18 protein-coding genes are annotated in these 21,022 nt (G+C 72.3%); 11 read left to right on the top strand and 7 right to left on the bottom strand.

The genetic code is table 11. The features are described 5' to 3' along the window. Positions 1-42: 42 nt before the first annotated feature. The 3 genes from ACWCO3_RS00815 to ACWCO3_RS00805 all read right to left on the bottom strand — a co-directional run bounded on the left by ACWCO3_RS00815 (position 43) and on the right by ACWCO3_RS00805 (position 2,592). Entirely contained in the window at positions 43-798 is a 756-nt protein-coding gene (locus tag ACWCO3_RS00815) for an SCO6745 family protein (RefSeq protein WP_450007818.1), read from the bottom strand. Positions 799-932: 134 nt separating this feature from the next. Further along, entirely contained in the window at positions 933-1,955 is a 1,023-nt protein-coding gene (locus ACWCO3_RS00810) for a hypothetical protein (protein ID WP_358161909.1), read from the bottom strand. Between the two features lie 4 nt (positions 1,956-1,959). Next, positions 1,960-2,592, bottom strand: a complete 633-nt coding sequence (locus ACWCO3_RS00805) for an MBL fold metallo-hydrolase (protein ID WP_145786273.1) — start codon at positions 2,590-2,592, stop codon at positions 1,960-1,962. A gap of 93 nt (positions 2,593-2,685) precedes the next feature. Between ACWCO3_RS00805 and ACWCO3_RS00800 the strand changes: the two genes are divergently transcribed. Continuing rightward, complete coding sequence (locus ACWCO3_RS00800) at positions 2,686-3,657, top strand: DUF4349 domain-containing protein (RefSeq protein WP_450007778.1); 972 nt, start codon at positions 2,686-2,688, stop codon at positions 3,655-3,657. Here the strand turns inward: ACWCO3_RS00800 and ACWCO3_RS00795 are convergent. Together ACWCO3_RS00795 and ACWCO3_RS00790 are read right to left on the bottom strand one after the other, a co-directional pair. Continuing rightward, entirely contained in the window at positions 3,614-4,873 is a 1,260-nt protein-coding gene (locus ACWCO3_RS00795) for an amidohydrolase (RefSeq protein WP_145786271.1), read from the bottom strand. The two genes, ACWCO3_RS00800 and ACWCO3_RS00795, sit on opposite strands and share 44 nt — an antisense overlap. 448 nt (positions 4,874-5,321) lie before the next feature. Then, on the bottom strand, positions 5,322-6,905 hold the full coding sequence (locus ACWCO3_RS00790; RefSeq protein ID WP_358161915.1) for an acyl-CoA mutase large subunit family protein: 1,584 nt from the start codon (positions 6,903-6,905) through the stop codon (positions 5,322-5,324). A gap of 206 nt (positions 6,906-7,111) precedes the next feature. On the opposite strand from ACWCO3_RS00790, the gene ACWCO3_RS00785 reads away from it, so the two are divergent. Both ACWCO3_RS00785 and ACWCO3_RS00780 read left to right on the top strand, forming a co-directional pair. Continuing rightward, positions 7,112-9,184 (top strand): protein kinase domain-containing protein, encoded by a 2,073-nt coding sequence (locus tag ACWCO3_RS00785; protein WP_450007775.1) that lies wholly within the window; start codon positions 7,112-7,114, stop codon positions 9,182-9,184. Positions 9,185-9,232: 48 nt separating this feature from the next. Continuing rightward, positions 9,233-10,900, top strand: coding sequence for a phospho-sugar mutase (locus ACWCO3_RS00780; RefSeq protein ID WP_450007773.1), 1,668 nt, complete (start codon positions 9,233-9,235; stop codon positions 10,898-10,900). Positions 10,901-11,122: 222 nt separating this feature from the next. Here ACWCO3_RS00780 and ACWCO3_RS00775 read toward each other — a convergent pair whose 3' ends face one another. Continuing rightward, entirely contained in the window at positions 11,123-11,800 is a 678-nt protein-coding gene (locus ACWCO3_RS00775) for a GOLPH3/VPS74 family protein (RefSeq protein WP_145786267.1), read from the bottom strand. 74 nt (positions 11,801-11,874) lie between these two features. Continuing rightward, positions 11,875-12,507: a uracil phosphoribosyltransferase gene (gene upp / locus ACWCO3_RS00770; protein WP_145786266.1), complete on the bottom strand. Its 633-nt coding sequence runs from the start codon at positions 12,505-12,507 to the stop codon at positions 11,875-11,877. A 135-nt stretch (positions 12,508-12,642) separates the two neighbouring features. Here upp and deoC point away from each other — a divergent pair, with 135 nt between their 5' ends. From deoC to ACWCO3_RS00730, 8 genes are all read left to right on the top strand, one after another. Next, positions 12,643-13,602 carry a deoxyribose-phosphate aldolase gene (deoC, locus tag ACWCO3_RS00765; RefSeq protein ID WP_145786265.1) on the top strand — a complete coding sequence of 320 codons (960 nt, stop codon included), beginning with the start codon at positions 12,643-12,645 and terminating at the stop codon, positions 13,600-13,602. Positions 13,603-13,608: 6 nt separating this feature from the next. Beyond that, the gene (locus tag ACWCO3_RS00760; protein ID WP_145786264.1) at positions 13,609-15,039 is read left to right on the top strand and encodes an aldehyde dehydrogenase family protein; all 1,431 of its coding nucleotides are present in this window, start codon (positions 13,609-13,611) and stop codon (positions 15,037-15,039) included. Continuing rightward, positions 15,032-15,856 (top strand): aldehyde dehydrogenase family protein, encoded by an 825-nt coding sequence (locus ACWCO3_RS00755; protein WP_145786263.1) that lies wholly within the window; start codon positions 15,032-15,034, stop codon positions 15,854-15,856. Before ACWCO3_RS00760 ends, ACWCO3_RS00755 begins: the two co-directional genes overlap by 8 nt. Positions 15,857-16,019: 163 nt before the next feature. Next, positions 16,020-16,481 (top strand): BlaI/MecI/CopY family transcriptional regulator, encoded by a 462-nt coding sequence (locus tag ACWCO3_RS00750; RefSeq protein ID WP_145786262.1) that lies wholly within the window; start codon positions 16,020-16,022, stop codon positions 16,479-16,481. A 10-nt stretch (positions 16,482-16,491) separates the two neighbouring features. Continuing rightward, complete coding sequence (locus ACWCO3_RS00745; RefSeq protein ID WP_423436044.1) at positions 16,492-17,397, top strand: M56 family metallopeptidase; 906 nt, start codon at positions 16,492-16,494, stop codon at positions 17,395-17,397. 255 nt (positions 17,398-17,652) lie between these two features. Further along, positions 17,653-18,903: a cytochrome ubiquinol oxidase subunit I gene (locus ACWCO3_RS00740; protein WP_450007766.1), complete on the top strand. Its 1,251-nt coding sequence runs from the start codon at positions 17,653-17,655 to the stop codon at positions 18,901-18,903. A gap of 17 nt (positions 18,904-18,920) precedes the next feature. Then, positions 18,921-19,928 (top strand): cytochrome d ubiquinol oxidase subunit II, encoded by a 1,008-nt coding sequence (locus ACWCO3_RS00735; protein WP_145786259.1) that lies wholly within the window; start codon positions 18,921-18,923, stop codon positions 19,926-19,928. After that, positions 19,925-21,022: ABC transporter transmembrane domain-containing protein (locus ACWCO3_RS00730; RefSeq protein WP_450007764.1), on the top strand; the 1,098-nt coding region annotated here is incomplete at its 3' end. The genes ACWCO3_RS00735 and ACWCO3_RS00730, both read left to right, overlap by 4 nt.

Here is a 21,022-nt window from a genome sequence, read left to right as displayed (position 1 = left end):
CATCCTGACAGCGGACCGCCGACGGCGCCGCCTATTTTCCGCTCACTCGGGCCTCCCGCCCTGTGCGAGCAGGGTGGCCCGGGTGCGGTGCAGCAACTCCACCAACTCGGTGCAGTCGGCGGGGCCGAGGGCGGTGAACGCCGGCGCGGCCAATCTGTTGGTCACGGCCTCGGCCCAGAGTCGCCGGCGGACCAACGGCCCGATCGGGGGGTACGGCGGCGGCCAGCCGCAGGCCACTGCCCCGGCCTCCCCCTCCGGGCCGGACAGCACCGCCTCCAGCGCGGTCATCCCGGCGGCGCGCACCGCCAACAGGTAGGCGCCGGTGAAGTGTTCGCGGAGCAACCGCAGCCCGGCGGCGGTCCGGGCCCCCGGGCTGAGATCCGGCAGCGGCATGGCCCGCCAGGCGGCGAAGAGCGGCATTCCGCTGGCGTCCGCGGCGACCACCGCCCGCTCGACGAGTGCGGCCAGACGCTCGGTGTCGGGCAGGGTGCCGAGCTGCTGAGCCCCCCATCGACAGCACTCGGCGAGACTCGCGGCGGCCACCTCGATCGGCGGCACGACCCGGCCGGCGGCGTCCCAACCGTCGGCGACGGCGTCCGGGGCGAGGAAGCCGAGAGCGGCGGCGGCGGTCTCGGCCCGCACATCGCCGAGGGCGCCGGCCCGGCCGCCGATGTAGAACGCCCAGCCGGAGATGCCGAGCAGCCGGGCCCGGCGCAGCGTGGTCGGGTCCCGGCTGAACGCGTCACCCAGGTCGAGCACGACGGGTTTGCTGGCGGCGGCGGCCTGCTCCGGTGTCATCCGAGCGCCGCCCACCAGGATCGCCTGCGGGTCCGGGGCGTCCTCGGACAACCCGACCCGTCACCCACGACGACTCCCCGCACCGGGGTCACCCGCCGTGGACGGTCCGCGTACTCGTCGTCGTCCATCGATGGTCAGTCTGCCGCGCCGACGCCCGCGTCCGCATCCCCCTCTTCGGCCGCCAACGCCTCGATCGCCGCCTCCACCTCACCCGCGCGCCGGCGAGCCGAGGTGACAGCACGCTCGGCGGCGCGCCGAGCGAGCTTGGCTCGGCTGAGATCCTGCTCGGCGACCGCCCGCCGCCGCTCCAACTCGGCCAACTCGGCCTCGATCCCGTCGAGTACGGCGACGCCGTCCTGCTCCTGCGCGGTGGCCTCGGTCAGCTCGGCCTCGACACGTTCCTGGTCGGCCTGGGCACGCCCCAGTTCCCGGTCCAGGACGCGGCGCTGCCGAGCCCGCTCGGCGCGGGCCGCCCGCTGCGCAGCCCGCTCGGCCTGCTCGGCGCGCTCCGCTGCCCGGTCCGTACGGGAGGTCGTCCGGTCTGTGCGGGAGGTCGTCCGATCCGTGCGGGAGGCGACCTCGGGGCGTTCCCGCTGGGTACCGGGGCGGCGGGCCGGGCGCTCCTCCTGCTCCTCCTCGTCGCCGGTGACCAGCCGCAGTTGTGGCCGGGGCACCTCACCGAACCCGGCGTAACTGGCCGCCCGGAGCAGACGGCCTGCCCGGACCTGCTCGGCGACCTCGGCGTCGGAGAACGCCGCGTTCAGGGTCGCCTCCACCTCGGCCAGTGGCAGCCGACCCGCCGGCGGCGCTTCCGGTTCCGCCGCGGCGAGCTTGCGGACCTCGACGACCAGGGCGCCGACCACCGCCCGGCGCTGCGCGGACAGCTCCCGGAGCCGGGGCCCGCGCAGCTCCCGCTGGGCGGTGCGGAGCGCGTCCGCGAGCTGCACCAGGTCGGCCACCAGCTCGGGGCGTCTGATGGCGAGCAGGTTCACCAGCCAGGCGGCCACCGTCGGACGACGTAGCCGGGCCAACTGTCGGGCGGTGGTCGCGTCCCCGGCACGGCGGGCCTCGGCCACGGCGGCGTCCCGGGCGGCCACGAACCGGTCCGGTGGGGTGCGGTAGAGCTGCTGCACCAGCTCCGTCGAGGGGCCGGGCATCGGGTCAGACGTCCACCCGGCTGCCAGGCTCCAGCCGCTGGTAATCGGTGCCGGACATCGCCGCGTACTGCCGGTCGAGCACACCCAGCCCGTTGTCGTTGAGCAGGGCGTCGTGCAAGGCGTACGCGCGGCGCGGCGCGACCGCCCGGATGAAGTCGAGCACCTCGGAGAACTTCGACCAGGGGGCGTGGATCGGCGCGAAGAGCGTGTCGACGGGAGTCTCGTCGGGCACCACCAGGGAGTCCCCCGGGTGGTAGACGACGTCGTTGATCAGGTAGCCGAGGTTGTCGATCACCGGGATGTCCGGGTGGATCACCGCGTGCCGCCCCCCGTACGCGCGCACGGCGACCCCGGCGGCGGTGAACGACTGGCCGGCGGTGACCGGGTGCAGGGCCTCGGCCGCGTCTCCCAGGGTCTCGGCGAGCGAGGCGGGACCGTGGATCGGGAACGGCTGCCGGTCGAGCTGGAGGCGGAGCGCGGCCAGGTCGAGGTGGTCCGGGTGTTGGTGGGTGATCAGCACCGCGTCCGCACCGTCCAGTGCCACCGTCGGGTCGCTGAACACCCCGGGGTCGACGACGAGCACTCCACCGTCGTGCTCCACGCGAAGGCAGGAGTGGGCGTACTTGGTGAGTCGCATCGTGACTCCTCGATTATCGAATCGTGACGTCCTCAGCGCAGTCTGCCGGAACCAGCCGACGCGTGCGCCGCGTCCGAGCTATCGCCACACCGGATGACGATGATGGGAGCGGGGATGGATGGACGGACGGTACGACGCCGCGGCACAGCGCTTGCGGTAGCGGCACTGGCGGCCGCGCTGGTGCTCACGGGTTGCAGCGCCGGCGACAGCGGGGCGAAGGACACCGCCGGCTCGGCCGCCGAGCCACCGGCGGCGGCGAACGGCGGCGAGGCGGGCAGGGACGCCGCCAAGGGCAAGACGCAGGAGGCGGCCGGTGCCGGCGCACCGGATCTGCGGGTCGACCAACGGGCGATCATCTACACGGGAACGATGCGCGTGCAGGTGGACGATGTGGACGCGGCGGCCCGTGAGGTCGTCGCCGTGGCCACCCGGGCCGGTGGCTTCGTCGGCGGCGACCAGCGACGCAGTGCCGACGAGGACGCGGTGGCGGAGTTGCAGTTGCGGGTGCCGGCACCGAAGTTCTCCGGCGTGGTGGAGGAGATCTCGGAGCTCGGCCGGCAGCAGAGCCGGGAGATCAACACCCAGGACGTCACTGAGGAGACCGTCGACCTGGATGCCCGGATCACGAGTCAGCGGGCCCGGGTGGACAGTGCCCGCCGTCTACTGTCCCGGGCCAGCTCGATCACCGACCTGGTGACGTTGGAGAACGAGTTGGGCCGCCGGGAGGCCGACCTGGCGTCGCTGGAGGCGAAGAAGCGTCGGCTGGCCGACCTGACGGCTCTCTCCACGATCACCGTGTCGCTGGCCGGGCCGGCGGCGAAGAAGGCCACCGACGACAAGGACGAGACCGGTTTCCTGGTCGGGCTCCGGGGCGGCTGGAAGGCGTTCGTCGCCTCGTTGACAGTGATGCTCACCGTGCTGGGGGCGCTGCTGCCCTGGCTGGTGGCCTTCGGCGTGCCGATGGCGGTGCTGCTGCTGGTGCTGCGTCGGCGGAAGAAGACCGCGGCCCCGGCCGCGCCGGTCAGCGCGCAGCCGCCAGTGCCCGCAGCGCGGTCTGCACCATGACGCGTACGCCGGCCGGGATGGCCCGCTCGTCCACGTCGAAGCTGGCGCGGTGCAGGTCGACGTTGGGACCGGAGCGACCCACGCCGAGCCGGGCGAGGGCGCCGGGGACGTACTCCAGATACCAGGAGAAGTCCTCGCCGCCCATGCTCTGCGGCGTCTCGGCGATCCCTTCCGGGCCGAGCGCCGCGGCGGTGGCGGCGGTCAGGACCTGGATGGCACGGGAGTCGTTGCACACCGGCGGCCGGCCCCGCAGGTATTCCAGGTCGACAGTGGCGCCGGTCGGGGCGATCACGTCCCGGACCACCTGAGCGACGATCTTGGGAGCCTGCTCCCAGGTGTCGCGGTCCATCACCCGCAGGGTGCCGGAGGCGCTCGCCTCGGACGGGATGACGTTGTACCGGGTGCCGGCCGAGGCGTGGCCGAAGACCAGCAGCAGACCACTGTTGGCCGGCACCCGGCGGCTGACCAGGGCGGGCACCTCGGTGATCAACCGGCCGAGCGCGTCGACCAGGTCGACGGTCAGGTGCGGCCGGGCGGTGTGGCCGCCCGGGCCGGAGAGCCGGACGGTGACGTTGTCGGCAGCTGCGGTGATCGGGCCGACCCGCAGGCCGACCTGGCCCACCGGCAGGTTCGGGTCGCAGTGCAGCGCGAAGATCTGCACCACGTCGTCCAGGCCGCCGGCCTCGATGACCTCCAGCGAGCCGCAGGGCAGGATCTCCTCGGCCGGCTGGAAGATGAGCCGGACCCGCCCGTCCAGCTCACCGAGGTCGGCGAGCTGGGCCAGCAACATGCCGACGCCGAGCAGGATCGAGGTGTGCACGTCGTGCCCGCAGGCGTGGCACACGCCCTCCACGGTCGACCGGTAGGACACATCCTTGGGGTCGTCGAGCGGCAGGGCGTCGATGTCGGCGCGCAGCGCGACGACCGGGCCGTCCGGCCTGCCGTTGACGTCGCAGATCACACCGTTGCCCTTGGGCAGCAGGCGCGGGTTCAGCCCGGCCAGCGACAGCTCCCTGGCGATCAGCGCGGCCGTCTCGAACTCGTTGCCGGACAGCTCAGGGTGCGAGTGGAGGTGACGGCGCGTAGCGATCAACCCCGGTACGCGGAGCGCGAGGAGGTGGTCCAGGTCGCGGGGCAGGGGCTGGGACCCGGGCGGCGTCTCCAGCCAGGACGACGCCAGCTGGCCCTCAGTGGGCAGCGTCAACGCACTCGTCACGTCGAATTCTCGATCACTAGAGATGGATGGATCATCGGGAACAGCAGACAGCCTAGACCTCCGGCGGTGACGCTGCGCAACCTCGTTACGGTAATGATCAGACCGCGTAGCGTCACGTATGCCCTGCTGGGGGCGCTCGGAGATGTGCGGGACAGCAGGTAGATCGTGCTCGAACGCCGTCATCCGCCCCTCACCTCCTACAACGCGTAACCAGTCGCGGCAGTCACGAATCCGGCGCCACTCAGGGGACCCCTGTTGCAAATTGTCGCATTAGTCGGGGTGGTGAACTGACACTCCGACAATTAGCCGACCACACTCCGCAACGAGCCGGATAAGGACGCTCACACGCAGGCACCCACCACGGGCGCACACGGTGTGCGTTCGCGCTCGACCGAGGGGGTACCCGCTGAGCGCGATGGACACACCGCGCTCAGCGGTCAGGGGTGGGTCAGAAGCGGTCGGTCGGCCGGTACAGCCCCCACGCCTCACGCAACGTCCCACAGACCTCGCCCACGGTGGCCCGCGCCCGCAGCGCCGCCTTCATCGGGTACAGCACGTTGTCCGTGCCGTCGGCGGCGGCCCGCAGATCGGCCAGCGCCCGCGCCACCGCGTCGCCGTCCCGCTCGGCGCGCAGCCGCGCCAGCCGTTCGGCCTGGGCCGCCTCGATCGCCGGGTCGACCCGCAGCGGCTCGTACGGCTCCTCCTCGTCCACGGTGAACCGGTTGAGCCCGACCACCACCCGCTCACCCGAGTCGATCTCCTGGGCGATCCGGTACGCGGACTGCTCGATCTCCCGCTTCTGGAACCCGGCCTCGATCGCGTCCACCGCGGAACCGTGGTCGGCCACCCGCTCCATCAACTCGACGGCGGCGGCCTCGATCTCGGCGGTCATCGCCTCCACCACGTACGAGCCGGCGAACGGGTCGACGGTGGCGGTGAGGTCCGTCTCGTACGCCAGCACCTGCTGGGTGCGCAGCGCGAGCCGGGCCGCCTTCTCGGTGGGCAGCGCGATGGCCTCGTCGAAGCTGTTGGTGTGCAGCGACTGGGTGCCGCCGAGCACCGCACCCAGCCCCTGTACCGCCACCCGGACCAGGTTCACCTCCGGCTGCTGCGCGGTGAGCTGCACGCCGGCGGTCTGGGTGTGGAACCGCAGCATCATCGACTTCGGGTCCTTGGCGCCGAAGTCGTCGCGCATCAGCCGGGCCCAGATCTTCCGGGCTGCGCGGAACTTCGCCACCTCCTCGAGCAGCGTGGTGCGGGCCACGAAGAAGAACGACAGCCGGGGGGCGAAGTCGTCCACGGCGAGCCCGGCGGCCAGCGCCGCGCGCACGTACTCCACGCCGTTGGCCAGGGTGAACGCGATCTCCTGCGCGGGCGTCGCGCCGGCCTCGGCCATGTGGTAGCCGGAGATGGAGATGGTGTTCCACTTCGGCACCTCCTTGCGGCAGTACGCGAACGTGTCGGCCACCAGGCGCAGCGACGGCTTCGGCGGGAAGATGTACGTCCCCCGGGCGATGTACTCCTTGAGGATGTCGTTCTGGATCGTGCCGTTGAGCGCCGCGCCGGGCACCCCGTTCTCCTCGGCGACGAGCTGGTAGAGCAGCAGCAGCACCGAACCGGGTGCGTTGATCGTCATCGAGGTGGAGACCTTGTCCAGCGGGATGTCGGCGAAGAGCAGCCGCATGTCCTCGATGGAGTCGATGGCGACGCCCACCTTGCCTACCTCGCCGTGCGCGATCGGCTCGTCGGAGTCGTAGCCCATCTGGGTCGGCAGGTCGAAGGCGACCGAGAGGCCCATCGTGCCGGCCCGCAACAGTTGGTGGTACCGCGCGTTGGACTCGGTGGCGGTGCCGAAGCCGGCATACTGGCGCATGGTCCACGGACGGGAGGTGTACATCGTGGGGTAGACCCCCCGGGTGTACGGGAACTCGCCGGGGCCGCCCAGCCGGGAGTCCAGGTCCTCCGGAAGGTCGGCCTCCGTGTAGAGGCCGTTGATCGGGAAACCGGACTCGCTTGACCGCCGTTCACTCATCCCCGGATGGTAGGACGCCTGGCCACGCCGTCGGGTGAGGGATACCGCACAGTGCGTCCCGACCGGTCGACACGAGGTGAACGACAAGGCACGTTCTGTCGACTTCGATAAACGTCCGCCGCGTCGGCTTTCGCATCGGGCGTCGGAACCAGCAAGATAGGGGGGTTGTGTCCCAGCCCCCCTCGATTTCCCCCGGTGGCTTTTCTGTGACTCAGATCCCGACGTGGAGCGGCGGACCAGTCAGTCCCGCCAACGGACGAGCGGCGCCCGGCACCACCATTGGTGGCCGGTACTCGCTGCGGTCCTCGGTGGGCAACGGCGGCATGGGCACGGTGTGGCGCGCCACAGACACGCTGCTGCGCCGTGACGTGGCGGTCAAGGAGGTCGTCCTACCTCCAGGGCTGGCCCCCAGCGACCGCGACGCCATGTACGAACGCACCCTGCGCGAGGCCCGCGCCGCCGCCGCGATCCAGCACCCCGCCGTGGTTCAGGTGTACGACGTGGTCACCGAGGCTGGCCGGCCGTGGATCGTGATGGAGCTGCTGGACGCCCGCAGCCTCGCCGACATGGTGATCGAGGACGGGCCGGTCGCGCCCCGCGCCGTCGCCAAGATCGGCATCGCGTTGCTCGGCGCGTTGGAGGTCGCGCACGCGATCGGTGTGCTGCACCGCGACGTGAAGCCCGCCAACGTGCTGATCTGCACCGACGGGCGCTGCGTGCTGACCGACTTCGGCGTCGCCCGGATGCCCACCGACGTGCAGCTCACCACCCCCGGCATGGTGCTCGGCTCACCGCACTTCATCTCGCCCGAGCGCGCCATGGGCCAGGAGTTCGGCCCACCGAGCGATCTCTTCTCGCTGGGTGTGACGCTCTACACCGCAGTCGAGGGTCGGCCCCCGTTCGACAAGGGCGACCCGATCGAGACCATGCACGCCGTGGTCGAGGACCCGCCCGCGCCGCCGCAGCGCAGTGGGGCGCTGACCCGCGTGCTGATGGGTCTGCTGGAGAAGGACCCGGCCCGGCGACTGGACGTGCACACCTCCCGGGCCATGCTGCGCGAGCTGCTCGCCGGCCCACTGGGCAGCACCGCGACCGCCGTGCACTCCGTCACCGACCCGTACGCCGTGGTGCCGGTCCAGCAGCGCCCCGTGCCCGTCCTGCCGCCGCCTCCGGCGGAGCCGAAGCCGGACAACCAGATCGGTGGCCCCGCCATGCTGGCCCCCGGTGAGTCGTTGACCGACCGGCTGGCGGCGCTGAACCGGGGCGAACGCCCAGCGCCCGCCGGCGCGGCCGACGCCACCGGGCTCGACGAGACCAGCGCCGACGCGCTGGCCGGTCCGCTGCACACACCCACCGGGGCGATGCCCCCACCCGGCCGGTCGACCGCCGGACGCGCCTACGGCGGCAACGCGGACGCCACCCAGCGCGTGGACGCCGGCGCGCACCCGGACGCCACCCAGCGGGTCACCTACGGCACTCCGGCCGACGCCACCCAGCAGGTCGGCTACGGCGGCGCGCCGGAGGCCACCCAACGCATCGGGGGCACCTACGGCGGCGGCAACCAGTGGTCGGTGCCGGGCACCGGCCAGCCCTGGGCCGCCGCACCCGCCTCGGACGGCAGCGCTTCGGGCGGCGGCGCTCTGGACAAGGTCCGCGCCGCGGGTGGTCAGCTCGTCAGCACGGTCAAGGGCTGGCCGCGCAAGGTGCAGCTCGCCGCTGCCGGCGGCCTGGTCGTGGTGCTGCTGATCACAGCTGTGGCGCTCTCCGGTGGCGACGACGCCCCGCCGAACACCCCGGCGGCGCAGCCCACCCCGTCCGCGCCGGCGGCTCCCACTGTCGAGATGCAGGAACACGCCGCCCGGGGCATCCAGGTCATGGTGCCGAAGGGCTGGAAGAAGGCCACCGGCGGTTCCTACACCGACTACATCGACCCGGAGGACAGCGGCCGCAAGGTGCGCATCATCACCGAGAAGTGGTCCAGCAGCTCCACCCGGTGGGCGGAGACGGCCGAGAACGGCCTCAAGTCCAAGTCGACCACCTGCGTCAAGCCGTACCAGCAGATCAGCGCCACCGAGACCGAGCTGGCCAGCAAGGCGGCCGCCGAATTCGAGTACACGTGCGGCGAGGGCGACGCCATGCGGCACGGTGTCTGGCGTGGTGTGGCGGAGGGCGGTAAGGCGTACTCCTTCTACCTCACCGCCACGGACGCCAAGTTCGCGGAGAGCAAGCCGATCTTCGACGAGATGGTGCGGACGTTCCAGCTCACCGGGGACGGCTGAGCCGGAGGGAACCCGCAGCGGTGATCCGCCGCCGTGCTATCAAGGGGCATGGCGGCGGACACCACTGACATCGACGACATTCGCGAGCAAGCCCGGCGCTGGCTGGCTGACGACCCCGACCCGGCCAGCCGGGACGAGCTGACGGCGGTGCTCGACGGCCTGCCGGCGAGCGCACCGGAGCTGGCCGACCGGTTCGCTGGCCCGCTGACCTTCGGCACCGCGGGCCTCCGTGGCCCGCTACGGGCCGGCCCGAACGGCATGAACCTCGCCGTGGTCACCCAGGCCGCAGCCGGCCTGGTCGGTTGGCTCGCCGCCCAGGGCGGCACCGGGCCCCTGGTGATCGGGTACGACGCTCGGCACGGCTCCAAGCAGTTCGCCGAGCGCACCGCCCAGGTGGCCACTGGTGCTGGCCGGCCGGCGCTGCTGCTTCCCCGCCCGCTGCCCACCCCGGTGCTGGCGTACGCGGTGCGCCAGCTCGGCGGAGTCGCCGGTGTCATGGTCACGGCCAGCCACAACCCGCCCCAGGACAACGGCTACAAGGTCTACCTCGGCGCGGAGCTGGGCGGTGAACTGGGCGCCGGCGCACAGATCGTGCCGCCCGCCGACGCCGGCATCGAGGCGGCCATCCGTTCGGTCGGCCCGCTGACCCAGGTGCCACTGGGTCAACCCGGGCAGGTGCTCGGTGACGACCTGGTCGCCTCGTACGTCGAGCGGGCCACCGCGGTGATCGACCCGGACGGGCCACGGGACCTGTCGGTGGCGTACACCCCTCTGCACGGGGTGGGTGCGGCGGTGCTCACCGCCGCCTTCGCCCGCGCCGGTTTCCCGGTGCCCGGCGTGGTCCCCGACCAGGCCGAACCGGATCCGGCGTTCCCCACCGTGTCGTTCCCCAACCCGGAGGAGCCGGGCGCGGTGGACCGGCTCGTCGCGCTGGCCGACGCCACCGGCGCCGACCTCGCCATCGCCAACGACCCGGACGCGGACAGGTGCGCGGTGGTGGTCCGCGAAGAGCGCGACGGCTGGCGGATGCTGCGCGGCGACGAGGTGGGCGTGCTGCTCGCCGACCACCTGATGCGCCGGGGGGTGACCGGGCTCTACGCGACCACCATCGTGTCGTCGTCGCTGCTGCGGGCGATGTGCGCGGCCCGGGGTCTGCCCTACGACGAGACGCTTACCGGCTTCAAGTGGATCGTGCGGGCCGGCGGCGGGAGCGCGCCTCTGGTCTTCGGCTACGAGGAGGCGCTCGGCTACTGCGTCGCACCGGGGCACGTGCGGGACAAGGACGGCATCACGGCCGCACTGACAGTGGCCGAGCTGGCCGCCGGCCTCAAGGCACAGGGCCGCACCCTGACCGACCGGCTCGACGAATTGGCCGCCGAGTTCGGCGTGCACCACACCGACCAGCTCTCCGTCCGGGTGGACGACCTGCGGGTGATCACCGACGCGATGGCCCGGATCCGCGCGGCCACGCCGACCTCCCTGCTCGGGCAGCCGGTGGACAGCGTCCGGGACCTGCTGCCCGAGTCGGACGTGGTGATCCTGCGCACCGCGTCGGCCCGGGTGGTGATCCGCCCGTCCGGGACCGAGCCGAAGCTCAAGGCGTACCTCGAGGTGGTGGAACCGGTTGCCGACGGAGACGTCGCCGCCGCCCGGAGCCGAGCCGGCGCGGCGATCACGCGGCTGCGCGCCGAGGTCGGTGCCGCTCTCGGCATCTGACCCCGCGGACCCCCACCCACCCGCCACGCCCCCTTTGCTCTGCACCCGCGGATGCGCCAAGCCTGCTCTGCACCCGTGGATGCGCCATGCGGCGGCCCGCCTGGTGGTGCATCCACGGGTGCAGAGCAAAGGACGGCCAGGGGGTGCGGGCAGGCCGACGGTCAGACACGTCTGCTCGGGCCGCGCCGACCGTTCCGGCCCGGGCGGCGACGGGTCCGACGGTCAGGCGCGCTTGCCCAGCGCCGCGTCGACAGCTCCGGCCAAGGCGGCGACGACCAGGCCGACCGACGGGCGGACCACCGAGTCGTCGCTGCTCACCTGACCGGAGAAGCCCGCGCCGGTGGCGATCTCCTCCAGCCGTCGGCGAGCGGTGGCGACCTCCTCGCCACTCACGCCCAGCGCGGTCTCCATCCGGAGCACCACGACCAGGGTGGCCAGCGCGGCGGTCCGCTCGTCCGGGGCCGCCGCGCCGGTCAGGGCCTCGGTCAGCCGCTGGCGGGTCTCCGCCTCGACGGAGGCGTCCACCACCGGATAGCGGTGCACGTGGATGAAGCCCAGCTCGGTCTCGTCGACGTCGCGGACGACACCCTGGGCGCACAGATCACCGAGGATCTTGTCGCGCAGCCCGTGGCGCAGGCGCTGCACCCACGAGGCCGGGGTGTGCGGGGTGTCGGCCGCGATCCGGCCCAGCACCTCGTCGGCGACCGGCTCGCCGGTGGGTGTCGGGTCGACCACGGTCAACGACCCGTCGGCGTACGCGATCCGGCCGGCGATGGCCAGCTCCACCAGCACCGCGGCGGCCATGCCGAGGTCCAGGCTGATCCGCGGCATGGTCGCCTTGCCGGTCGAGTCGTCGTAGGCGAGGAGCAGCAACTCCTCGGCGAGCGCAACACCAGTCATGGCCGCAGACGGTAGCGGGTCCGCGCACCACCGCGTGCGGACCCGCCGGACCCGGCACCGACCGGGTGGAGCCCTCAGAACCGGGGCATGCCGCCGAACTGCCGGTCCCCGGCGTCCCCGAGCCCGGGGACGATGAACATGCTGTCGTTGAGCCCCTCGTCGATCGAGGCCGTGACCAGGCGGATCGGCAGACCGGAGCGTTCCAGCCGCTCGATGCCGACCGGGGCGGCGAGCACGCAGAGCACTGTGATGTCGGTGCAGCCGCGGTCGGCCAGCAGCCGGCAGGAGTGCTCCAGCGAGCCACCGGTCGCCAGCATCGGATCGAGCACCAGCACCGGCAGCCCGGCCAGGTCCCGGGGCAACGACTCCATGTACGCGCGCGGTTCGTAGGTCTCCTCGTCGCGGGCCAGACCGACGAAGCCCATCGACGACTCGGGGAGCAGGCCGAGTGCGGCGTCCGCCATGCCGAGGCCGGCCCGCAGCACCGGGACCAGCAGCGGCGGGTTGGCCAGCCGGGTGCCCTCGGTGCCGGTGACCGGCGTCTGCACCGGGTACCGCTCGACGGGGAAGGAGCGCGCCGCCTCGTACACCAGCATGGTGGTCAGTTCGTGCAGCGCGGCCCGGAACGTCGAGGAATCGGTGCGCGCGTCCCGCATGGCAGTCAACCTGGACTGGGCCAGCGGGTGGTCAATGACGTGTACATCCACGATCGCTCAACCTACCGCTCCCCAGCGCGCGGTGGTGCGGGTGCGGTAGGACCAGCGACGCCGCTCACGTCAGACGGGCCCGCCGGCCGATCGTGAGCAAGATCACTCGCCGTCCCGGTGCGTAGACTTCGGGGCATGACGGCGACAACGACGTCGGCCCGGTCGGAGCTCTCCGAGCTGGGACGATCCGAGACCGCTCTGCGGACCTTCCTCCACGGCCTGCCCGGCGTGGACCAGGTCGGCGCGGAGCAGCGGGCGGCACAGCTCGGCACCCGATCCATCAAGACCACCGCCAAGGCCCAGGCGATCGACCTGGCGATCCGGATGGTCGACCTGACCACCCTGGAAGGGGCGGACACCCCGGGCAAGGTGCGCGCGCTGGCCGCGAAGGCGCTGCGCCCCGACCCGGCCGACCCGTCCTGCCCGCACGTCGGGGCGGTCTGCGTCTACCCGGCGATGGTCCCGTACGTCGCCGAGGTGCTGCGCGGCAGCAACGTGCACCTGGCCAGCGTCGCCACCGCCTTCCCGTCGGGCCAGGCACCGTTGGAGATCAAGCTCGCCGACACCCGGGCCGCAGTCGCGGCCGGCGCCGACGAGATCGACATGGTGATCAACCGGGGTGCCTTCCTGGCCGGGCGGTACAAGGAGGTCTACGACGAGATCGTGGCCACCAAGGAAGCCTGCGGGGACGCCCACCTCAAGGTCATCCTGGAGACCGGCGAACTGGCCACGTACGACAACGTCCGGCGGGCCTCCTGGTTGGCCATGCTGGCCGGCGGCGACTTCATCAAGACCTCCACCGGCAAGGTCCCGGTCGCGGCGACCCTGCCGGTGACCCTGGTCATGCTGGAAGCGGTCCGCGACTTCCGGGCGGCGACCGGGCGGCAGGTGGGCGTGAAGCCCGCCGGTGGCATCAAGACCACCAAGGACGCCATCAAGTACCTGGTGATGGTCAACGAGACCGTCGGCCCGGACTGGCTCGACCCGGACTGGTTCCGCTTCGGCGCGTCCAGCCTGCTCAACGACCTGCTGATGCAGCGCACCAAGCTGACGACCGGCACCTACTCCGGTCCCGACTACTTCACCCTGGACTGATAGCCGATGTTCGAATACGCCCCCGCCCCCGAGTCCCGCTCGGTGGTGGACCTCAAACCCTCGTACGGGCTGTTCATCGACGGCACGTTCGTCGACCCGACCGACGGCGGCAGCTTCAAGTCGATCAACCCTGCCTCCGAGGAGGTGCTGGCCGAGGTAGCCGAGGCCGGCGCGCCGGACGTGGAGCGCGCGGTGCGTGCCGCCCGTAAGGCGTACGACAAGGTGTGGGGTCCGATGCCGGGCCGGGACCGGGCGAAGTACCTGTACCGGATCGCCCGCCTCATCCAGGAGCGCTCCCGCGAGCTGGCCGTCCTGGAGTCCCTGGACAACGGCAAGCCGATCCGGGAGTCCCGGGACGTCGACCTGCCGCTGGTCGCCGCGCACTTCTTCTACTACGCCGGGTGGGCCGACAAGCTGGGCCACGCCGGTTTCGGCCCGAACCCGCAGCCGATCGGCGTTGCCGCGCAGGTCATCCCGTGGAACTTCCCGCTGCTCATGCTCGCGTGGAAGATCGCCCCGGCGCTCGCCGCGGGCAACACCGTGGTGTTGAAGCCCGCCGAGACCACCCCGCTGACAGCGCTGCTCTTCGCCGAGATCTGCCAGCAGGCCGACCTGCCGGCCGGCGTGGTCAACATCCTCACCGGCGCCGGTGACACCGGCCGCGCCCTGGTCGAGCACCCCGGTGTCGACAAGGTGGCCTTCACCGGCTCCACCGACGTCGGTCGGGCCATCGCCCGATCCGTCGCCGGCACCCGCAAGAAGCTCACCCTGGAGTTGGGCGGCAAGGCCGCCAACATCGTCTTCGACGACGCGCCCATCGACCAGGCCGTCGAGGGCATCGTCAACGGCATCTTCTTCAACCAGGGGCACGTCTGCTGCGCGGGCTCCCGCCTGCTGGTCCAGGAGAACGTGGCCGACCGGGTGCTGGAGTCGCTGAAGCGGCGGATGGCCCAACTGCGCGTCGGCGACCCGCTGGACAAGAACACCGACGTCGGCGCGATCAACTCCGCTGCCCAGTTGGAGCGGATCCGCGAGCTGTCCGACGCCGGCTCCGCCGAGGGCGCCGAGCGCTGGTCACCGCCGTGCGAGCTGCCCGACCGCGGCTTCTGGTTCGCGCCCACCATCTTCACCGGCGTCACCCAGGCCCACCGGATCGCCCGCGAGGAGATCTTCGGTCCGGTGTTGTCGGTGCTCACGTTCCGCACCCCGGCCGAGGCCGTCGAGAAGGCCAACAACACGCCGTACGGGCTGTCGGCGGGAATCTGGACCGACAAGGGCTCCCGGATCCTGTGGATGGCCGACCGGCTGCGCGCCGGCGTCGTCTGGGCCAACACGTTCAACAAGTTCGACCCCACCTCGCCGTTCGGTGGCTACAAGGAGTCGGGTTACGGTCGCGAGGGCGGCCGGCACGGGCTGGAGGGCTACCTCAATGTCTGAGCGGGTCGCGGTACGCAAGACGTACAAGCTCTTCATCGGCGGGAAGTTCCCGCGCAGCGAGTCGGGACGGTCGTATCTCGTGCAGTCCTCGAATGTGTCACTGGCCTCCCGCAAGGACGCCCGGGACGCGGTGGTCGCCGCCCGCGCCGCCGTGAAGGGCTGGGCCGGCGCGACCGCGTACAACCGGGGTCAGATCCTCTACCGCGTCGCCGAGATGCTGGAGGGCCGCCGCGAGCAGTTCGTCGCCCTGGGCATCCCCGGCGACGAGGTGGACGCGGCGGTCGACCGCTGGGTCTGGTACGCCGGCTGGGCCGACAAGCTCGCCCAGGTGTACGGCGGCGCCAATCCGGTCGCCGGCCCCTACTTCAACATTTCCGCGCCCGAGCCGACCGGCGTGGTAGCGGTGGTCGCCCCGGAACGCCCGGCGCTGCTCGGCCTGGTCAGCGTGATCGCCCCGGCGATCGTCACCGGCAACACGGTGGTCGTGGCCGCCTCCCCGACCGAACCGTTGGCCGCGGTGACGCTGGCCGAGGTGCTGGCCACCTCCGACCTGCCCGGCGGGGTGGTCAACATCCTCACCGGCGCGATCACCGAGACCGCGCCGGCGTTGGCCGCGCACATGGACGTCAACGCGCTCGACCTGACCGGGGTGACCGACGGTTCGCTCGCCACCGAGTTGGAGGTCAAGGCGGCGGAGAACCTCAAGCGGGTGCTCCGGCCGGCCCCGGCCGACCATGACTGGTCCGCCGACCCAGGCCTGGCTCCGATGACCGCGCTCCTGGAGACCAAGACGGTGTGGCACCCCAAGGGGGTGTGATCGTCTGTCCTCGGCCTCTTTGGTTTTCCGGGGGGAGCCCGCCCACTCCGGGCGGTCAGGCTTGATCCCTGCGTGGGCGAGCTCCTCCCGGAAAACCTGACGTGGGCCGGGCCCGTCGGGAGGGGTCAGCTCACGGATCTACTACCGAGGGTAGGATTGGTGCGTGACTCGGCTGGGCGATCTTGAGCGTGCGGTGATGGACGTGTTGTGGGACGTGGTCCCCGGCACGTCGGATGGTGTGACCGTGCGCGAGGTGGCCGACGCGCTCGACGGCCGCGAGTTGGCGTACACGACGGTGATGACAGTGCTCGACCGACTCGCCGGCAAGGGCATGGTGCAGCGGGAGCGCGAGGGCCGGGCCTGGCGGTACCGGCCGGCGGCCAGCCGTGAGGCGCACATCGCCCAGCTCATGCTCGACGCCCTCGACCTGGGGGGCAGCCGGGACGCCGCGCTGGTGCGGTTCGCCCGCTCGGTGACCGGCACCGAGGCCGAGGTCCTGCGGGCGGCGCTCGGGAGCGAGGCCGGCCTGACCGGGTCGGGTTCCCCCGACGACGGCACCGAGTTGACCGACCGCGTGGACGGGCCGACGGGCCGACGGCCCGCCGGCGAGGCAGCGGAGCGGTAGGGCGCACGCCGTGGCCTACGCCGTGCACTTCGCCGCGACCATGCTGGCCTGCTATCTGACGGCCCAGGTGCTGGCCCGCTCCACCTGGACGTGGCGCAGCCCCCGGGTGGCGATCATTTGCTGGCAGGCCGTCGGGTTGGCGCTGGGGCTCTCGGCGATGGGCCTGCCCATGGCGCTCGGGCTGAGCGGGTACGGCCGGCCGACCGGGAGCGCACTGCTCGCCCTGGCCGACGACCTCGCCCACGGCACGCTGCCGGTCGGGCTGGGCACCTTCCACCTCGCTGGCGTCGGGGTCGGTTTCGGCATCGGCGCGGTCCTGGTCACCACGACCGTGCGCAGCATCCACGGCACCGTACGCGCCCAGCGCCGCCATCGGGACCTGCTCTCGCTGGTGGCCCGGGACGACCCGGCCGCGCCCGGCGCGCTCGTGCTGGACCATCCGAGCGCTGCCGCGTACTGCCTGCCCGGCGTACGGCCGCAGGTCGTCGTCAGCGCCGGCACCCTGAGTCTGCTGGACCGCGCCGAGCTGGCTGCTGTGCTGAGCCACGAGCGCGCACACGCCCACGAGCGGCACGATCTGGTGCTGTTGCCGTTCACCGCGCTGTGCCGGGCGTTGCCCTGGTTCGGCTGGGTCCGCGACGCCCACGAGCGGGTCGCCCTGCTGGTCGAGATGCGCGCCGACGACAAGGCCCGTGAGCTGCATGCGGATGCGCCGCTGGCGGGAGCGCTACGCCGGTTCGCCGCGGCCGGTCACCGGGTCACCCCGGCCGGGGCGCTGGGTGTGGGCGACCGGGATCTCGACGTACGGGTGCAGCGCCTGCTGGTCAGCGACCGCCCGCCCCGGGTGCTCGGCGCCACCGCCCTGGCGGTGGCCAGCACGCTGGTCGCCCTCCCGATCACCCTGTTCCTGTCCTGAACTGACCCGAGTGCCCCCACGCGGGGTCGCCTGGCCCCAGCCCGGCGCGCTGCCCCCCGCGCAGCAACGCCGCGACCTCGCGCCCGCCTGCTGATCTCAAGATCGCGCTCGCTCGGATCGAGCGCGATCTTCCCGCCCCACAACTACTACGGCGTGTCGTAGACTTATCTACGACACGCCGTAGTAGACAGACATGTAGCGAAGCTACGTGTAGGGTGGCTACGACAAGGGAGCCAACACTACGGAGAGCCGGCCATGGACACCCTGCTCCTCGCCCGCCTGCAGTTCGCCACCACCACCTCGATCCACTTCCTCTTCGTGGTCGTCACGCTCGGGCTGGTCACCCTGCTGGTCGCGATGCAGACCGCCTGGGTGCTCACCGGCAACCCGAAGTGGGAGCGGCTGACCCGCTACTGGGGTCAGCTCTACGTGATCAACTACGTGCTCGGCATCGCCACCGGCATCGTGATGGAGTTCCAGTTCGGGTTGAACTGGAGTGGTCTGTCGCGCTACGTCGGCAACGTCTTCGGGGCGCCACTGGCCATCGAGACACTTGTGGCGTTCTTCCTCGAATCCACGTTCCTCGGGATGTGGATCTTCGGCTGGCGCCGGCTCGGCAAAGGCGTCCACCTCGCGCTGCTCTGGGGCGTGGCGATCACCGCGTACGCCTCGGCTTTCTGGATCATGGTGGCCAACTCGTGGCTGCAGAACCCGGTCGGCTACGAGGTACGCGACGGCATCGCCCACCTCACCGACTTCGGCGCGCTGCTCACCAACCCCAGCCTCGGCATGGCGTTCGGGCACGTGGTCTCGGCCGCGTTGCTGGTGGGCGGGATGCTGATGGCGGCGGTCAGCGCCTGGCACCTGATCCGGCCCACTCCCGACTTCGCGCTATTCCGCACCTCGCTGCGCATCGGCGTGGTCACCTCGGCGTTCGCGATCACCATGGTGCAGGGCTTCGGCTTCGCCCAGTTCGGCCCGGTCGGTGCGGTGCAGCCCACGAAGTTCGGCCAGGGCCCGGAGGGCCAGGCGTTGATCGCCGAGTGGACCACCCGCTTCGGCCCTGGCGACTACACGCCGCCGGTGCTGGCCAACGTCGGGCTGGGCTTCATGATCCTGATCGGCTTCACCCTCGGCTGCGTGTGGTTCCTGCTCCCCCTGCTCTTCCGCGACTGGATCATCCGGCTGCGCTTCCCGCTCTGGCTGATCCTGCTCGCCCTGCCGCTGCCGTTCGTCGCGGTGATCCTCGGCTGGATCGCCCGGGAGGTGGGCCGCCAGCCCTGGGTGGCGTACGGGCTGCTCCCCACCGAGCAGGCAGTCTCACCGGTCGGCGCGCCGGTGATGCTCACCTCGCTGATCGGGTTCAGCCTGCTGCTCGGCACCCTCGCCGTCACCAACTGGGTGCTGCTCGCCCGGCACGCGGCCCGGGGCGCGGCCGACCCGGCGCTCGGCCGCCCACCCTCGCCCCCGAACGAGTCGGCCCACCCCGAACCCGCCCTCGTCTGAGCAACTGAGGAGACATCGTGGACCTCGCCTGGTACGCCCTGCTCGGCCTCTTCTTCGCCGGCTACCTGGTGCTCGCCGGTTACGACTACGGCGTCGGGCTGTTGCTCGCCCGCGGCGGCGGCGCGGCGCGGCGGCGGGAGGCGCTCACCGCTCTCGGCCCGTTCTTCCTCGGCAACGAGGTCTGGCTGGTGGCCGCCGTGGGCATCCTCTTCGGCGCGTTCCCGATGCTGGAGGGCGAGTTGCTCTCCGGCTGCTATCCGGCCGTCGTCGGCGCCCTGGTCGGCGTCATCCTGGTCACCGTCGGTGTGCAGCTGCGCAGCCGACCCGACGACGAACGGATCCGCGCGCGCTGGGACCGCGTCGTGCTGGTCGGCAGCGCGCTCGCCGCACTGGGCTGGGGTGTGGTGCTCGCCGCGCTGTTGCAGGGCGTCCCCCGGCAGGCCGACGGGCACGTCGCCGGGGTGTCGCACCTGGCCACCCCGTTCGCCGCAGCCGTCGGGCTGACCATCGTCGCGCTGGTCGCGGTGCACGGCGCGACGTTCCTCGCCCTACGCCTGCCGGCCGAGGCCGCCGCCGTGGTCGGCCGCACAGCCCGCCGACTGGTGCCGGTGGCGCTCACCGCGGTCGCCCTGGCCACCGTCGTGGGCCTGCTCTCCGCCCGGGTACGCGACGCGGTCCAGCGGCCGGCGGTGGCCGTACTCCTGCCGGTGCTGCTCGTGGCGGCGCTGCTGGCGGCCCGCGCGGCGCTGGCGCGGCGACGGCCGGGGTGGGCTCTTGCCGCCACCGGCGCGGCCCTGGCGCTGCCGGTGGTGCTGGTCGGCGCTGCTCTCTGGCCCTACGTGCTGGTGTCCACGACCGACCCTGGCGCCTCACTGACCGTCGCCGACGCGGCCGCGAGCGCACCGACGCTACGGCTGCTCGGCTGGGTGGCGCTGCCGCTCCTTCCGGCCCTACTAGGCTTCCAGGCGATGTGCTGGTGGGTTTTCCGAGGACGGACCGACGGTAGGGCACCGGTGTACTGGTGAAGCGCCGTCCGTTCGACCCGCGTCTGCTGCGCCGGGTCCCTGCGGCCCGGCGCGACCTTGCCGTGCTCGCGCTCCTGGGTGTGCTCGCCGCCGGGTTGATCGTGGTGCAGGCCACCGCCCTCGCGGCGGTGCTGGCCACCGCCTTCGACGGTCGACTCGACCGGCCGGCGTTGAGCGCCTTCGTGATCGCTGTCGCCGCCCGCTCCGCGCTGGTCTGGGCTCAGGGCACGGTCTCGGCGCGGGTCGCCGCCACGGTCAAGGCCACGCTGCGGGCCGACCTGCTCGGCGCTGTCGGCCGACACGGGCCCGGCTGGGTGGCCGGGCAGCGGGCCGGTCAGGTCGCCACCCTGGCCGGGCGCGGTCTGGACGCGTTGGACGCGTACTTCACGGGATATCTGCCACAGCTGGTGCTCAGCGTGACGGTGCCGGTGGCCGTGCTGGCCCGGGTCGTCTTCGCCGACTGGAGCTCGGCGGTGATCATCGCGCTGACCCTGCCGCTGATCCCGGTCTTCGGCGCGCTGCTGGGCTGGCAGGCACAGGCCGCCACCGAACGGCAGTGGCGGCGGCTCTCGTTGCTCGGCGGGCACTTCCTGGACATGGTCGCCGGGCTGCCCACGCTGCGGGCGTTCGGGCGGGCCCGGGCTCAGACCGACGTGGTACGCCGGATGGCCGACGGCCATCGGGTCGCCACCATGAAGACGCTGCGGATCGCGTTCCTCTCCGCGTTGGTGCTGGAACTGGTCGCCACCCTCTCGGTGGCACTGGTCGCGGTGCCGGTCGGCATCCGGCTGCTCGGCGGCGGGCTGGCCCTGCAGACCGCGCTGCTGGTGCTCCTGCTCACCCCGGAGGCGTACCTGCCGCTGCGCGCCGCCGGCAGCCGCTTCCACGCCAGCATGGAGGGCCTCGCCGCGCTGGACGAGGCGCTGACCGTCTCGGCCGCGCCCGTCGCGCCGCGGGCCGCCGAGGGCGCCGCAGTTCCGGACGCCCGGCGGGAGATCCGGTTCGAGGGGGTGACAGTGGCGTACGAGCGGACCACCGCGCTACGCGACGTCACACTGACCATCCGGGCCGGCGAACGGATCGCCGTCATCGGC

The sequence above is a fragment of the Micromonospora sp. NPDC002411 genome (assembly GCF_053592955.1).
This window is presented reverse-complemented; position numbering and strand designations above follow the sequence as displayed.

Excerpts from the sequence above, each read along its gene's own strand:
- ACWCO3_RS00755 (WP_145786263.1), top strand. The coding sequence starts at position 15,032 with ATGTCTGAGCGGGTCGCGGTACGCAAGACGTACAAGCTCTTCATCGGC.
- ACWCO3_RS00780 (WP_450007773.1), top strand. The coding sequence starts at position 9,233 with ATGGCGGCGGACACCACTGACATCGACGACATTCGCGAGCAAGCCCGG.
- ACWCO3_RS00775 (WP_145786267.1), bottom strand. The coding sequence starts at position 11,800 with ATGACTGGTGTTGCGCTCGCCGAGGAGTTGCTGCTCCTCGCCTACGAC.
- ACWCO3_RS00800 (WP_450007778.1), top strand. The coding sequence starts at position 2,686 with ATGACGATGATGGGAGCGGGGATGGATGGACGGACGGTACGACGCCGC.
- ACWCO3_RS00760 (WP_145786264.1), top strand. The coding sequence starts at position 13,609 with ATGTTCGAATACGCCCCCGCCCCCGAGTCCCGCTCGGTGGTGGACCTC.
- ACWCO3_RS00740 (WP_450007766.1), top strand. The coding sequence starts at position 17,653 with ATGGACACCCTGCTCCTCGCCCGCCTGCAGTTCGCCACCACCACCTCG.
- ACWCO3_RS00810 (WP_358161909.1), bottom strand. The coding sequence starts at position 1,955 with ATGCCCGGCCCCTCGACGGAGCTGGTGCAGCAGCTCTACCGCACCCCA.
- ACWCO3_RS00790 (WP_358161915.1), bottom strand. The coding sequence starts at position 6,905 with ATGAGTGAACGGCGGTCAAGCGAGTCCGGTTTCCCGATCAACGGCCTC.
- deoC (WP_145786265.1), top strand. The coding sequence starts at position 12,643 with ATGACGGCGACAACGACGTCGGCCCGGTCGGAGCTCTCCGAGCTGGGA.
- ACWCO3_RS00805 (WP_145786273.1), bottom strand. The coding sequence starts at position 2,592 with ATGCGACTCACCAAGTACGCCCACTCCTGCCTTCGCGTGGAGCACGAC.
- ACWCO3_RS00815 (WP_450007818.1), bottom strand. The coding sequence starts at position 798 with ATGACACCGGAGCAGGCCGCCGCCGCCAGCAAACCCGTCGTGCTCGAC.